Annotated in this window: 14 protein-coding genes; 7 read left to right on the top strand and 7 right to left on the bottom strand. The window is 64.3% G+C overall.

The window, feature by feature from the left end; translation table 11 throughout:
• Positions 1-124: 124 nt before the first annotated feature.
• On the top strand, positions 125-586 hold the full coding sequence (locus tag IB277_RS12495) for an NUDIX domain-containing protein (RefSeq protein ID WP_176960328.1): 462 nt from the start codon (positions 125-127) through the stop codon (positions 584-586).
• Here the strand turns inward: IB277_RS12495 and IB277_RS12500 are convergent.
• Positions 583-1386 carry a DUF1045 domain-containing protein gene (locus tag IB277_RS12500; protein WP_192371003.1) on the bottom strand — a complete coding sequence of 268 codons (804 nt, stop codon included), beginning with the start codon at positions 1384-1386 and terminating at the stop codon, positions 583-585. The two genes, IB277_RS12495 and IB277_RS12500, sit on opposite strands and share 4 nt — an antisense overlap.
• Positions 1387-1611: 225 nt before the next feature.
• Here IB277_RS12500 and IB277_RS12505 point away from each other — a divergent pair, with 225 nt between their 5' ends.
• Positions 1612-2001, top strand: a complete 390-nt coding sequence (locus tag IB277_RS12505) for a PRC-barrel domain-containing protein (protein ID WP_034789006.1) — start codon at positions 1612-1614, stop codon at positions 1999-2001.
• A 58-nt stretch (positions 2002-2059) separates the two neighbouring features.
• On the opposite strand, the gene IB277_RS12510 is transcribed toward IB277_RS12505, so the two are convergent.
• A complete protein-coding gene (locus tag IB277_RS12510; RefSeq protein ID WP_090298367.1) occupies positions 2060-3202 on the bottom strand; it encodes an FAD-binding oxidoreductase in 1143 nt (380 codons plus the stop codon).
• 39 nt (positions 3203-3241) lie between these two features.
• On the opposite strand from IB277_RS12510, the gene mnmD reads away from it, so the two are divergent.
• Entirely contained in the window at positions 3242-3958 is a 717-nt protein-coding gene (mnmD, locus tag IB277_RS12515; RefSeq protein ID WP_090298364.1) for a tRNA (5-methylaminomethyl-2-thiouridine)(34)-methyltransferase MnmD, read from the top strand.
• 166 nt (positions 3959-4124) lie between these two features.
• Positions 4125-5711, top strand: coding sequence for a trimethylamine methyltransferase family protein (locus tag IB277_RS12520; protein ID WP_090298361.1), 1587 nt, complete (start codon positions 4125-4127; stop codon positions 5709-5711).
• A gap of 54 nt (positions 5712-5765) precedes the next feature.
• On the opposite strand, the gene IB277_RS12525 is transcribed toward IB277_RS12520, so the two are convergent.
• Complete coding sequence (locus IB277_RS12525) at positions 5766-6215, bottom strand: host attachment protein (RefSeq protein WP_034789016.1); 450 nt, start codon at positions 6213-6215, stop codon at positions 5766-5768.
• Between the two features lie 127 nt (positions 6216-6342).
• On the bottom strand, positions 6343-7017 hold the full coding sequence (locus tag IB277_RS12530) for a YafY family protein (RefSeq protein ID WP_090298358.1): 675 nt from the start codon (positions 7015-7017) through the stop codon (positions 6343-6345).
• A gap of 143 nt (positions 7018-7160) precedes the next feature.
• Between IB277_RS12530 and IB277_RS12535 the strand changes: the two genes are divergently transcribed.
• From IB277_RS12535 to IB277_RS12545, 3 genes are all read left to right on the top strand, one after another.
• A complete protein-coding gene (locus IB277_RS12535) occupies positions 7161-7460 on the top strand; it encodes a hypothetical protein (protein WP_034789021.1) in 300 nt (99 codons plus the stop codon).
• 38 nt (positions 7461-7498) lie between these two features.
• On the top strand, positions 7499-8599 hold the full coding sequence (locus IB277_RS12540; RefSeq protein ID WP_090298356.1) for a DNA alkylation repair protein: 1101 nt from the start codon (positions 7499-7501) through the stop codon (positions 8597-8599).
• A 294-nt stretch (positions 8600-8893) separates the two neighbouring features.
• On the top strand, positions 8894-10444 hold the full coding sequence (locus IB277_RS12545; protein WP_090298528.1) for a DEAD/DEAH box helicase: 1551 nt from the start codon (positions 8894-8896) through the stop codon (positions 10442-10444).
• A 147-nt stretch (positions 10445-10591) separates the two neighbouring features.
• Here the strand turns inward: IB277_RS12545 and IB277_RS12550 are convergent, their stop codons facing one another.
• From IB277_RS12550 to IB277_RS12560, 3 genes are all read right to left on the bottom strand, one after another.
• Entirely contained in the window at positions 10592-11467 is an 876-nt protein-coding gene (locus IB277_RS12550) for a DMT family transporter (protein ID WP_034803471.1), read from the bottom strand.
• A 182-nt stretch (positions 11468-11649) separates the two neighbouring features.
• Positions 11650-12105: a GyrI-like domain-containing protein gene (locus IB277_RS12555; RefSeq protein ID WP_210339596.1), complete on the bottom strand. Its 456-nt coding sequence runs from the start codon at positions 12103-12105 to the stop codon at positions 11650-11652.
• A gap of 82 nt (positions 12106-12187) precedes the next feature.
• Positions 12188-13057: a LysR family transcriptional regulator gene (locus IB277_RS12560; protein WP_090298350.1), complete on the bottom strand. Its 870-nt coding sequence runs from the start codon at positions 13055-13057 to the stop codon at positions 12188-12190.
• Positions 13058-13078: the final 21 nt, after the last annotated feature.

Below are 13078 nucleotides of genomic sequence, written 5' to 3' on the forward strand. Positions count from 1 at the left end.
GGCAGGGCAGCGGCAGCGCCACGGCCCGGACGGAAATTACCAGAAAAATTCGGCTGAGCCCGAGGTTGAGAGATTTTTCGAAACAGCGTTGAATGGATCGGCAAGGACAACGGCCCTCATCGAGATGAAATCCTACATTCAAGCGCTCCGCGAAAAAGTCGGTTCCGGCCTGCTTCTCTGCCCGTCAGTGGCGGCCGTCATTGTCGATTCCGATGGCCGGGTCCTCTTGCAGGAGAAAGCAAGTGGCGAAGGCTGGAGCCTGCCGGCCGGCGCGATCGAGCCGGGCGAGACGCCTGTCGATGCGGTCATCCGCGAGGTCATGGAGGAAACCGGCTATCCGGTCTCGGTCGAGCGGATACTGGGCGTCTTCGGCGGAGAAGCGTTTCGCTACACCTACCCGAACGGCGACCACGTCGAATATGTGGTTACCCTCTATCGATGCCGGATCGTCGGTTCCCAGCAGCCGATCAACGATGGCGAAACGAAGTCGCTGCGCTACTTCGCGCCAGCGGACATGCCGGACCTCGGCCTGCCCTATCCGAAAGCGCTGCTCTTTGCAGCTTCGCCCGCGTCCGTTTCCGATTAGCGCTGCGCCATCAGCGCAGCGACGATCAGCGGCAGCGGCCGGACCGCGCCTTGCGGCGCCAGCGACGGATCGGCGGCGGCCCGCTTCGCCCGCTCTGCGCGCGTGTTCGTCGAGATCTTGCCGAGCGGGTGCTGTGAATGCACCCGCATGGGTGCGCCCGTCTCCTGCTCGACAAACAGCGCAAGGCTGCCGATCGAAAGCGGTTTTGATAGGCAGGACTCGAACAGGTCACGGAGCGGCGCCTCGACCCGCCGCATCGCGTCTGGCGCAAGCGGACCGGTCAGCATCATGTGGAAACGGTATTCGTCCATCACATGCGGATCGCCCCAACGGTGCAGGTTGGAGAACTGTGGGGCGGTCAGCCTGTCCGGATCGGAGCGCTCGATCTCATATTCGCTGAGCGGCGCGCGGAAGGCGTCGAACTCCTGGACGACGTTGGCCGCAAGCAGATGCATGGCCGTGCTCGGCACCTGCGGCATCAGCCCGAAGCATCGGCCGATGCGGGCGACCTCCAGGCGATCGATTTCGAACGGAGTCTGGGCGCCGGCAAAATGCATCAGCGCCTTCAGAAGCTTCGGTTCCGTCATGTCCGGATGCAGACGGAACGGCGACATCATCACCGCATGAAAGCCGAAGCGTCGCGGAACCGCCGTGTGATAGGCGACATCCGCGGCGCTCAAGCCAGCGACCGACGGCAATTCGGCAGGTTCCCCGGAATAGACATTGCGCCCCAGCCAGCTTGCAGCGGTCGCGGAAAGCGGGTCGGCCATCGGCGGCGTAAAACAAATGGCATAGCGCATCGGCTGGCTCCGGGTATCCGTCAGCGCAGGATGAGCAATAGCTGCGGTTTTCCGCCCTCACCCCGACTTGTCCAATGGCCGCGTCTTAGGTGATTTGCGTGACAGATTGACGAAGTCGGCCGGGGATGAGCGCGGCAGCGGTGCGAACGTCACCCCTCGTTTTTCGGAACCATCCGGCCCATCGCCCGTTCCTAAAAGGTAGGAAAACAAGGATGGAGAAGAAGCGTGACCTATCACAATGCGAACCTTCAGGACGCCCGGATCAAGGAGACCCACGACCTGATCGCAAGCGACAAGGTTGAAGGCACGAGGGTCTATGGCCCCGACGACAAACACATCGGCTCGATCGAGCGCGTGATCATCGAGAAGCGCAGCGGGCGCGTCGCCTATGCGGTGCTCGGCTTCGGCGGTTTTCTCGGCCTCGGCGAAGACCACTATCCATTGCCTTGGGCAAAGCTGACCTATGACGAGAAGCTCGGCGGCTATCGCACTGATGTGACTCGCGATCAGGTCGAAAACGCGCCGAAATATCACGGCACCGAAGAATACGACTGGAACGCGGAAAACGGACGCCGTGTCTACGACTACTACGGCGTGCCGCCCTACTGGATGTAATGCCTGACTTTCGATCTTTCGGGTCCCGCCGCGGGCGGGGCCCTTCGCATGTCCGGCCCTAAAGATGTTTCTCGCGAAGTGCGGCTATGTGATTCCGGCAGAAGAAAGAATCGGGAATATCGATCGCCGGAGAACCGGCGATCTCTTCGACGACGAAACGCGCCAGGCGGTGTGCGATGCCGAAGCTCACCTTGAACCCGCCGGTCAGGACCGAGACGTTCGGATGGTCCGGATGCCGGCCTGCCATCGGCTCGCGCCCCGTCGCTTTCGGGCGCAACCCTGCCCATCGCTCCACCACCTCGGCACCCGCCAGGCGCGGCGCGAGCGCTACGGCGCGCCGAAGCAGCTCATCCAGCTGCTCGTCCGTCGACAGGGGATCGGCAAAACTGTTTTCGCTGGTGCTGCCGACCGCCACATGGCCGTCGTCATGGGCAATAATGTAGACGCCGTCGGCAAAGATCACCGGAAGCGCCGGATCGATCTCCGCCCGCAGCAGTGCCGCCTGCCCCTTGACAGCCGTGCCGCTCGTTTCCGCCAGCGGCACCGACGTGTCGTCGATCAGTTGAAAACTGCCGACGCCGGCCGCGATGATGCAATGCTCGAAATCGATCCGGGTGCCATCGTCGAGTTCGGCCCGGCCGCGTTCCGGCTCGATCCGGCGCACGCCCCTGCCCTCGTCTAAATAGGCGTTCGGTGCCTGCAGGAGCGCTGTGCGGAGCGCAGCAAGCATGCGACGCGGCGAAACCCGTGCGGCGAGCGTGTCGAAGACCATGCCATGCGCCGCCGCGGCAGCACCCGGCCAGCCCTCAGGCCCGTCGTCCTTCACGTGCCAGTGGAACTGCCTGTCGGCCGCGCGCCAATGGCTCCGTGCATCCTGCTCGTGCCGGAGGGCGATATCGCGCAGGTGAGGCTTGGCAAGCGGGATCAAACGACCCGTCCGCCGATAGCCGGTCGAAAGCCCTGTCTCCGCCTCGAGCGCCGCTATCTCTTCCTCGAGCGTCACAAGCGCGTCGAATTGGAACTGTTTCTTATCGTTCCAGCGATCCGGCATATGCGGCATGAGCGCGCCCAAAAGGCCACCGCTGGCGCCTGCGCCGATCGCTTGTTGCTCGGCGACCCGCACGGCCATGCCCCTGCGCGTGGCGCAAATGGCGGCCCACAGCCCCATGATGCCGCCGCCGACGACCAAAAGCTCGCTCATCGATTGACCTTCTCCGGCCGGCGGATTATCGCCTTGGCCATGACAGGATCCGCAGACCCGATCGAGCCCCCGGCGCACCAGAACCTTGATTGGCACGAGGGCGATATGCCCTATTCCCGGGAGTTTGGCGATCACTTTTATTGCCGCACCGACGGGCGGCTGGAGTGCGGCCACGTCTTCCTGTCGGGCAACGGCCTGCCCGATCGTTGGGTCGGTGCGGGCACCTTCCGCATCGGCGAACTCGGCTTCGGTACCGGGCTCAATTTCTGCGAGACGTGGCGCCAGTGGAAGATGACCGCGGCCGCTGGCGATCAGCTGCAGTTCGTGTCCTTCGAACGCTTTCCGATGGCGGCCGAAGAGATTTCGCGCGCCCTCAGCCATTGGCCAGAGATCGACACGGAGCACCAGGCGCTGGCCTCGCGCTGGCCGGTCGAGCCTGATGGTGATGTCCAGATCGACTTTGGTGACGGCGTCAGCCTCACGGTCGTCTGCGGCGCGGCACTCGGCGGCGTCGCCCGCGCGGAAGACCCGTTCGAAGCCTGGTATCTCGACGGCTTCGCGCCGTCGCGCAATCCCGACATGTGGTCGGAGGAACTGATGCGGCTGGTCTTCGAAAAGACCACGCCCGGCGGCAGCTTCGCCACCTATGCCGCCGCCGGTTTCGTCCGACGCAATTTGCAGGCCGCAGGCTTTGCCGTCGAGAAGCGCAAGGGTTTTGCCGGCAAACGCGAGATGCTGCGGGGCGACCGAGCCTAGCGCTCGTCGCGATTGCGGCCTGTCTTGAACGGTTGCGCCATCCGACTGCAGAAATGCGTCAGCGCAAGCGTTTTACTCCACAAGAGAACTGAACTGTCGCAAATGGCGGGCCATCGCCGTCTCGAATCTGCGACACACTCCCCATCGGCAACACGGTGGGTCTTTCATGAACGACGATCAGTTTCCCGATGCAGCAACCGGCGACGCAGCCTCGACCCCGCTGGAGCGCCGACGCCGCCCGGGCGGGCGCAGCGCCGAGCGTGTGCGCAAGTCTCCCGGCGGGAAATACCTCAATCTTGTCAATACGCTGGCGAAATCCACCGTACTTTCGGATGATGCACTTGAATCTGTGCATGAGGCATCGCTGACGATCCTCGAAGAGATCGGCATGGACGTTATCCTGCCGGAGGCGCGCGAGCGGATGAAGGCGGCTGGCGCCGCCGTGACACCCGGCACCGACCGGGTGCGCTTCGACCGCGGCCTGATCATGGACATGATCGCCTCTGTTCCTCCGGCCTTCACCATGCACGCCCGCAACCCGGCCCGCAATGTCGCGATCGGCGGCAACAATCTCGTCTTCGCCCAGATCGCCAGCGCGCCGTTCGTCGCAGACCGGGACGGCGGCCGCCGCACCGGCAACCAGGAAGACTACCGAAAGCTGGTGAAGCTCGCGCAGTCCTATGACATCGTCCACACGACCGGCGGCTATCCGGTCGAGCCGGTCGACATCCATGCCTCGGTGCGCCACCTCGATTGCCTCTCCGACATGGTGAAGCTCACCGACAAGGTGTTCCACGTCTATTCGCTGGGCAAGCAGCGCAACACCGACGGCATCGAGATCGCCCGCATCGGCCGTGGCATCACGATGGAGCAGATGGAGCGCGAGCCGTCGCTCTTCACCATCATCAACACCTCCTCGCCGCTCCGGCTCGACGGGCCGATGCTGCAGGGCATCATCGAGATGTCCTCGCGCAACCAGGTGGTGGTGGTCACGCCCTTCACGCTCGCCGGCGCCATGGCGCCGGTGACGATCGCCGGTGCGCTCGTCCAGCAGAACGCCGAAGCGCTCTGCGGCATCGCCTTCACCCAGATGGTCAGGCGCGGCGCACCTGTAATGTATGGCGGCTTCACCTCCAACGTCGACATGAAGACCGGAGCGCCCGCCTTCGGCACGCCGGAATACATGAAGGCGGTGGTCGCCGGGGGCCAGCTCGCCCGCCGCTACAACATCCCCTACCGCACCTCGAACACCAACGCCGCCAATACGCTGGACGCTCAAGCGGCCTACGAATCCGCCATGTCGCTCTGGGCGCTGACGCAAGGGGGCGGCAATTTCGTCATGCATGCCGCCGGCTGGACCGAAGGTGGGCTTACGGCCTCCTTCGAGAAGTTCATTCTCGACGTCGACATGTTGCAGATGGTGGCGGAATACCTGACCCCGCTTGATGTCAGCGAAGATGCGCTGGGCCTCGATGCCGTGCGCGACGTCGGCCCGGGCGGCCATTACTTCGGCACGCTGCACACGCTGCAGCGCTACGAGACCGCCTTCTATTCACCGATCCTGTCGGACTGGCGCAACTTCGAGACCTGGACCGAAGCCGGGCGGCCGACGACATACGATCACGCCAACCGGATCTTCAAACAGAAGCTGAACGAATACGAGCGCCCGCCCCTCGATCCGGCGATCGAGGAGGAACTCGATGCCTTTGTCGCCAAGCGCAAGGCCGAGGGCGGCGTCCCCACCGACTTCTGACGGGACGCCTTGGGTAAACCGGAAAGCGTTACGAAGTCCGGCTGCGGCCGAGCCTTAAGGAAACACCGCGGCCCGTGCCGTTGCGATCAGTTGCTCGGTGGTTGCAGCCACGCAGTTGCGGTCGATCTCGGCGACTGTCCGCTCGCGGACATGGGCGGAAAGCTGCTTGCGGAGATCGCCAAGCGTCCGGGGTGCTGCGCAAATCACCAGGCTGTCGAAGGCATGGTTGGCGGCGTAGCTCTCCAGCCTTCCGGCCACGTCCGCAACAAAGCGCTGCTGCTCCTCGCGAACGGGATCGCTCTTGTATTCCATGGCCGAGCGTCCGTGTCCGACGGACGAATGCGACCGGCCCGGCTTGTCGGCCATGATGTCCTGAACGCGCTTCGGTTCGGTGTGAAAGGTCTCCTCCTCCGGCCGCTGGCGCTCTTCCTTCAACAGGTTCACGCCCTTGACGATGCGCGCGGTGTTGCCATCCGCGGCCAGTATCCAAGTCCGGTTCTGCACGATTGTCTCCCAGTGAAAGGTGTGGATCGCGAAGGGTCATGAAGACCCTGTAAAGGAAACGAACGAGCGGCGATCCGGTTCCATCGGAAGGTGGCGATGATGCTGATTATTTGGCCGGATGCGCCGGTCACATCCGCGCGATATAGGCTTCGAAGCTGCGTTCCGGCGTCACCTCGTAACGCTCGCGCTGGACATGAAGCGTGCTGATCCTGTCGACCCGGAAATCGCGGAAATCCGACCTCAGTTCGCACCAGCCCGTCAGCAGCCAGAAGTGGCCGAAGACGCTGAGGCCGAGCGGCCAGATGGTGCGCTCGGAATGTTCGTCCTTGAGGCTGTCATAGGCCAGGCGAAGCTTGCGGCGACCGGCGATCGCCAGGCGGATCTCGCCGAGCAGCGCCGGCGGTTCCGGCTGGAGCGAAGAGCGGAAGGCGCGAAGGGGCGCGGCTGTCAGCCGCTGCCGATGTTCGGGCGGCAGACCATGGGCGATCTTCTCCATCGCCTCGCGCGCCGCCTGGGCGAGCCTGCCGTCGCCGAGCATCTGCACGGCGCGGGCGCCGAAAGCGAGCGCTTCCAGCTGCTCGAAGGTAAAGGCAAGCGGCGGCGCATCGAACGCACCGCGCAGGAGATAGCCGACACCGCGTTCGCCGTCGATCGGCGCGCCGGAGGCGATCAGGTGCTCCATGTCGCGATAGATGGTGCGCTGGGCGACCTCCATCTTCTCGGCGATCTCGCGCGCCGTCATCACCCGGCCGCTCGCGCGCAGGAGCTGGATGATGCGAAACAGCCGGTCGGCGGGTCTCATGCCTGGCCTCCCCGCGGCAAGACTTCGTTCAAAAGGGCTACCGCGCGCCTCGCGTGTCCACAAGCACGGCACCGTCGATAATGGCCATAAGGCTGTCAGTTGCCCTGTGTTAAATCAAGCGACAACTCACAGGGAGCCTCATCATGACCAGCGATCACATCCTTGAACTCGCCGTCTGCATCGTCACCGACAGGCCGGCGGCCACAGCCACGCGCCAGCGAGCGATGCAGGCCGTTTCCCGCTATCCGGGCTTCGTCTCCTGGCGTGCGGTCGATTCCTGCGAGACCTCGGGCATGTTCGCAGACCTGGTCGAATGGGAGACACTGGAGGCTGCGCAATCGGCCGGAGAGCGCGTCCGGGTCGATCCGGAGTTCGCACCTTACGCAGCGACGATCAGCGCGGTAATGCTCGTGCAGCATTTTAGCGGCGGCCAGAGGATCTGACCGGCCCGGAATTGGACGAGCAAAGGACTGCCTGAGCGATGGCCGAACCACTGAAGAATCTGCTGCACCCCGGTGTCGTCATCGCCATCGCCGATGCGCTCGAACGCAACGCCGCCGGTTTCGACCGCAAGAGGTTCGTGGCGCTTGCGGGTGACGGGCTGGAGGCGCTGGAGCTGATGCAGCGCTCGCTGCAGATCCGCGACGCGCTGGTCGAGACGCTGCCGAAGGCGTTTCCGGAGGCGGCCGCCAACCTCCACGCCTGCCTTCCTCGCGACGGCGCCGACGGCATCAGCGGCTGGTCGCTCCTGCCCTTCAGCCAGTACGTCGCCTTGCGCGGCCTCGACGACTTCGACCTTTCGCTGTCGCTGCTGCGGGCGCTGACGCCGCATTTCACAGCCGAGTTCGGCATCCGCATCTTCATCGATCGCGACCAGGAGCGCGCCCTCGCGACGATCCGGGACTGGACGAAGGATCCCAACCATCACGTCCGGCGACTGGCGAGCGAAGGCACCCGCCCGCGCCTGCCCTGGGCGATGCGACTGCCGCAGCTCATCCGCGATCCGCAGCCGATCCTGCCGATCCTGATCGCGCTTCTCGACGACCCCGAGGAGTATGTGCGCCGCTCGGTTGCCAACAGCCTCAACGACATCGCCAAGGACCATCCGGATCTGGTGGCTGCTTTCGTCGCCGAACAGATCGGCGACGCATCGCCGGAGCGCCGCCAGCTTCTGCGCCACGCCTCGCGCACGCTGTTGAAGCAGGGGCACGCGGACGCGCTCGGCAATTTCGGTTTCGCTCCCCCGGCCGGCATCAATGCGCGCTTTTCGCTCGATCGTTCGGACATCGTGCTTGGCGAAAGCCTCGGCCTGCGCCTCGCCGTCAGCCATGACGCCGAAACGAGCCAGAAGGTGATGATCGACTACGCCGTGCACCATCGCAAGGCAAACGGTGCGACCTCGCCGAAAGTCTTCAAGTGGACATCCGCGACGCTTGTCCCCGGCGGCTCGATCGAGATCGAGAAACGCCATGCGATCCGGCCCATTACGACCCGTCGCTATTACCCGGGCGCGCATCGCATCGTCATCCTCGTCAACGGCCAGGAAGCGGCAGAAGCGGGCTTCGATCTCGCGCTTGAGTAGATCTCATTTCGCACCTGCGAAAAGATGGACCTTGACTTTTTCGTCCAAACCAACGACATGGTGCCCAGCGTCACCTTCCGGCCGCCGCGTGAGCGCGCCCTCGGCAGACATCGAAAGCCGTGAAGAAGGATAGCGCACATATCACCGCGATAGGCGGTACAGCACAGGCGCTTGACGACTTAATTCAACCCACAAGTTCCCAATTCACGCGGGGTTCTTGACGCCGAACGACACCGGAACAGCAACAATGCGGTTCCGGCGAATGCGTTTGGCGCCCCCAAAAGGTATATGCATTTGTCCACCTTTAAAGATCTCGGCCTCTCCGAGCACATTCTGGAAACCCTGACTGCCAACGGCTTCGAAAAGCCGACCCCGATCCAGGCTCAGGCGATCCCGCTGGTGCTGAAGGGCAACGATCTCATCGGTCTCGCCCAGACCGGCACCGGCAAGACGGCCGCCTTCGGCCTGCCGATGATCGAGAAGCTCGTTGCCGAAGGCAAGCGCCCCGATCCGCGCAACATTCGCGCCCTGGTTCTGGCGCCGACCCGCGAACTGGTCAACCAGATCGCCGCCAACCTCAAGCTGTTCGTCAAGAAGTCACCGCTGAAGATCGGCGTTGTCGTTGGCGGCGTCTCGATCAACAAGCAGACCGAACAGCTCGCCCGCGGTGTCGACATCCTGGTCGCAACCCCCGGCCGCCTGCTCGACCTCGTTGCCCGCAAGGCCGTGACGCTGACGCAGGGCCGCTACCTGGTTCTCGACGAAGCCGACCAGATGCTCGACCTCGGCTTCATCCACGACCTGCGCAAGATCTCCAAGCTGGTGCCGAAGAACCGCCAGACGCTGCTCTTCTCGGCCACCATGCCGAAGCAGATCGCCGAGCTTGCTGGCGAGTACCTGACCAACCCGGTCAAGGTCGAAGTCACGCCTCCGGGCAAGGCTGCCGACAAGGTCGAACAGTATGTTCACTTCGTTCCCGGCAAGGACCTGAAGACGACCATCCTCAAGAAGACGCTGACAGAGAACCCGGACGGCCTGTCGCTGATCTTCAGCCGCACCAAGCATGGCGCCGAGAAGCTGATGAAGCATCTCGACCACGTCGGCTTCAAGGCCGCCTCGATCCACGGCAACAAGAGCCAGGGCCAGCGCGAGCGCGCGCTCAAGGCCTTCCGTGACGGCGAGATCCGCGTGCTGGTCGCGACCGACGTCGCCGCCCGCGGCATCGACATCCCCGGCGTTACTCACGTCTACAACTACGACCTGCCGGAAGTGCCGGATGCCTATGTTCACCGCATCGGCCGCACCGCGCGCGCCGGCCGCGACGGCATCGCCATCGCCTTCTGCGCGCCGGACGAAATCCGCCTGCTGCGCGACATCGAGAAGCTGATGGGCATCAACATTGCCGTTGCCAGCGGCGAGGCTCCCGCCGACCAGGCGCGTCCGGCCAAGGGCCGCGGCGGCCGTGGCAACAACGGCGCCGGCCACCGCAAGGGCAATGGCGGCGGTCACCACCAGAACGGCGGCCGTCCGCCGCGCCGTGAGCGTCCGGCCGGCGAGCCGGTTGCTGCGACCAGCGGCTTCACCGGCGACGACCTTTTGCGCGACGAGCGTCGCCCGCAGCGCCAGGAGCGCCGTGATCACGGCCATCCGCAGACCGACGGCCGTGGCGAAGGCAACCGCAACCACGAAGGCAAGAAGCACCACGGACGTCCCGGCCAGAAGCAGGGCGACCGTCGTGAGCGCAACCATGGCGGCCGCAACGAAAACCGTGGCGGTGGCGAGCGTCGCGAAGGCGGCCAGGGCCAGCGTCGGGGCAATGGCGGCAATCGCGGCCACCAGGGCTGACCGAGGCGCTGCGCGTCAACCGGGCGCGCAAAAGCCAGCGTAGAACTTTGAAATGTGAACGGCGGGCCGCTTCGGCCCGCCGTTTTAGTTTTGGGCCATGCGCATGTCGCAATTGCAAAACCGCTTCACACTCTCGCGCGTCGTGCTTCACGCCTGCTTGCGGTTGGTGAGATAGACGCCAGCAACGGCAATGATGGTGCCGATGACCATCGGCAGCGTCAGCGCTTCGCCGAAGAAGAGCCACGCCTGCACGGCGGCAAGCGGCGGCACGAGATAGATCAGCGACGCTGCGCGCGACACCTGCCCTCGACGGATCAGATAAAGCAGCAGCGCGATCGCGCCCATCGAGAGCCCGAGAACCGACCAGGCAAGTGCCAGAACCACCTGGAGGTTCCAGGTGACGTGCAGGTCTTCGAGCATCAGCGCCAGCGGGATCGTCACGATCAGCGCGCCGAGATATTGCAGCGCTGCGATGGTGCGGATGTCACCGCTCTGCAGATGGCGCTTCTGGTAGAGCGTGCCATAGGTGACGGCGCCCATGCCGAGCACGTTGATGATCACAGGCAGAAAGTGGATCGGCGTCGCCCCCGTGTCGATCGCCAGCACCTTCGGCAGGACGGCAAGCGCAATGCCGAAGAAGCCGAGCACCAGCCCGAGCTTCTGCTGCGTGCTCAGCCTCTCGTCGATGACGAAGGCCGCGGCGACCGCGGTCATCAGCGGCTGCAGGCCGGCGATGATGCCGGAAATGCCGGCCGGCACGCCCTCGCCGATCGCCCACCAGACCGACCCGAGATAGAGCCCGTGCAGGAACATGCCGGACACGATCGCATGACCGGCCATTTTCCAGGACTTCGGCCATCGTGCGCCGGTGACGACGCAGAACAGGATGAAGAGCGCGATCGCCAGCGTGTAGCGCAACACGAGAAAGGTCAGCGGATCTGCGTAGACCGCAGCATATTTCGCCACCACCCAGCCGGTGGACCAGAGCAGAACGAAGATGGCGGGAGCCAGACGGGCGAGCATGGTGAGCCTATCGGAATGACGGCGGCAGGTGGAAGCAATGAACCGCCCTCGCTGAAGCGCGTCGGGCTGTTGTAACGCTTTGATCTGCCGCTGATTTCGCGCTCAAATCCCTCCGATTTAAGCACTCATGCAAGTATCCGCGCCGGTATCGATGGTCAAAGCAATTTTTCTGATGGGAAGCATCAGCCAATCGGAACCATCAGCCTGAGCGAGGATAGCGACAGCGAGACGAAACCGGGATCGTACTCCTGGCGATAGTGCAGCAAGGCGGTATCGACCGCGTGGCCTTCGGCCGCGATCCAGTCGAACATTCTCTGGTAATGGGCAAAGACGTCGCCGCTATCAGGGTGATGCAGGGCCGTGACGAAGCGCATGGCCGGCAGGTCGACAAAGCCTGGGTGCACGGTCGTCTCTGCCAGGTCGGAAACATAGCCGACGAGATAGCGGAATCCATCCGGGCGATCGTTCCAGGAGATGCCGACCAATGCTGCATGATCGCCTGGATGAAGATGCTGGTGATGCCCCTGCATTTCGGCGATCAGCCGGCGAACGGCACCATCGGCCGCCTCGCCGAAGGTGCCCTCCCAGAACGATCCGGAAATGCGCTGTGCGGGTCTCTCGACGATTTCGAACACCATGGTCACCTCTTAAAAAAGAGATCCTGCAGCGATTGCCAGGGGTCTCCCGCATGGCAAGCCCTGGAGCAAAACGGAATTTGCCTCAAAGCAGTTCCACGAAGGCCCGCGCCGCGTGGCTGAACTGCCTCTCGCGGTGGGTCAAAAGCTCGAAGCTGCGCTCAGCCAGTTCGAACGGCAGTTCCACGAGCCGGCCGCTATCGACGAAAGGTTGTGCTGCGAGCCGGGAAACGGCCGTGACGAAAGGACCGCTTTCGACCGCCGTCAGCACCGCCTCGTTCGAGGGCAGCTCAAGCTCGATCCTGAGCCGATCGACGTCTGCTCCATGATCATTCATCGATTGCAGGAACATTGCCCGCGTGCCGGAGCCTTCCTCGCGCAGCACCCAGCGCGCAGAAAGCAGCATTTCCAGATTGACGGCAGCCCCAACGAACGCGTGCGAGGGCGCGGCATAGACGGCGATGCGATCGACGGCGACGCGGCGATGGTCGAGCTTGGCGCCATCCACGCGCCCCTCGACGAAGCCGAGCTGCGCCGTGCCCTCTTCCACCGCCTCGGCGACGACGGCCGTGTTGCGCACGGTGAGCTTCACGTCGACCTGGGGATAGTCGTGGGTGAAGCGGGCAAGGCGCGACGGCAGCCAATAACTCGCGACCGTCTGGCTGGCGGCGATCGACAGTTCGCCGCGGCGAAGCTCCGAGAGATCGCGCAGGCAGGCGGTGGCGGCGAGCGCCCGGGCGAGCACCGCCTTTGCCTCCGGCAGGAAGATCTTGCCGGCATCGGTCAGCGTCAGGCCGCGGCCGACGCGATCGAACAATCTGATGTCGTGCTGGGTTTCGAGCGCCGCGATGGCCGCGCTTGCGGCCGACTGCGTGACGTTCATCGCCTCGGCGGCTTTGGTCATGTGCAGCCGCTCGGCGACCGCGACGAAGATTTTAAGCTGATCGAGTGTCATGGAAGATCAATCGCAAAAATC

The sequence above is a fragment of the Ensifer sp. ENS07 genome, from assembly GCF_014852185.1.
In the GTDB taxonomy this organism is placed as follows: domain Bacteria; phylum Pseudomonadota; class Alphaproteobacteria; order Rhizobiales; family Rhizobiaceae; genus Ensifer; species Ensifer adhaerens.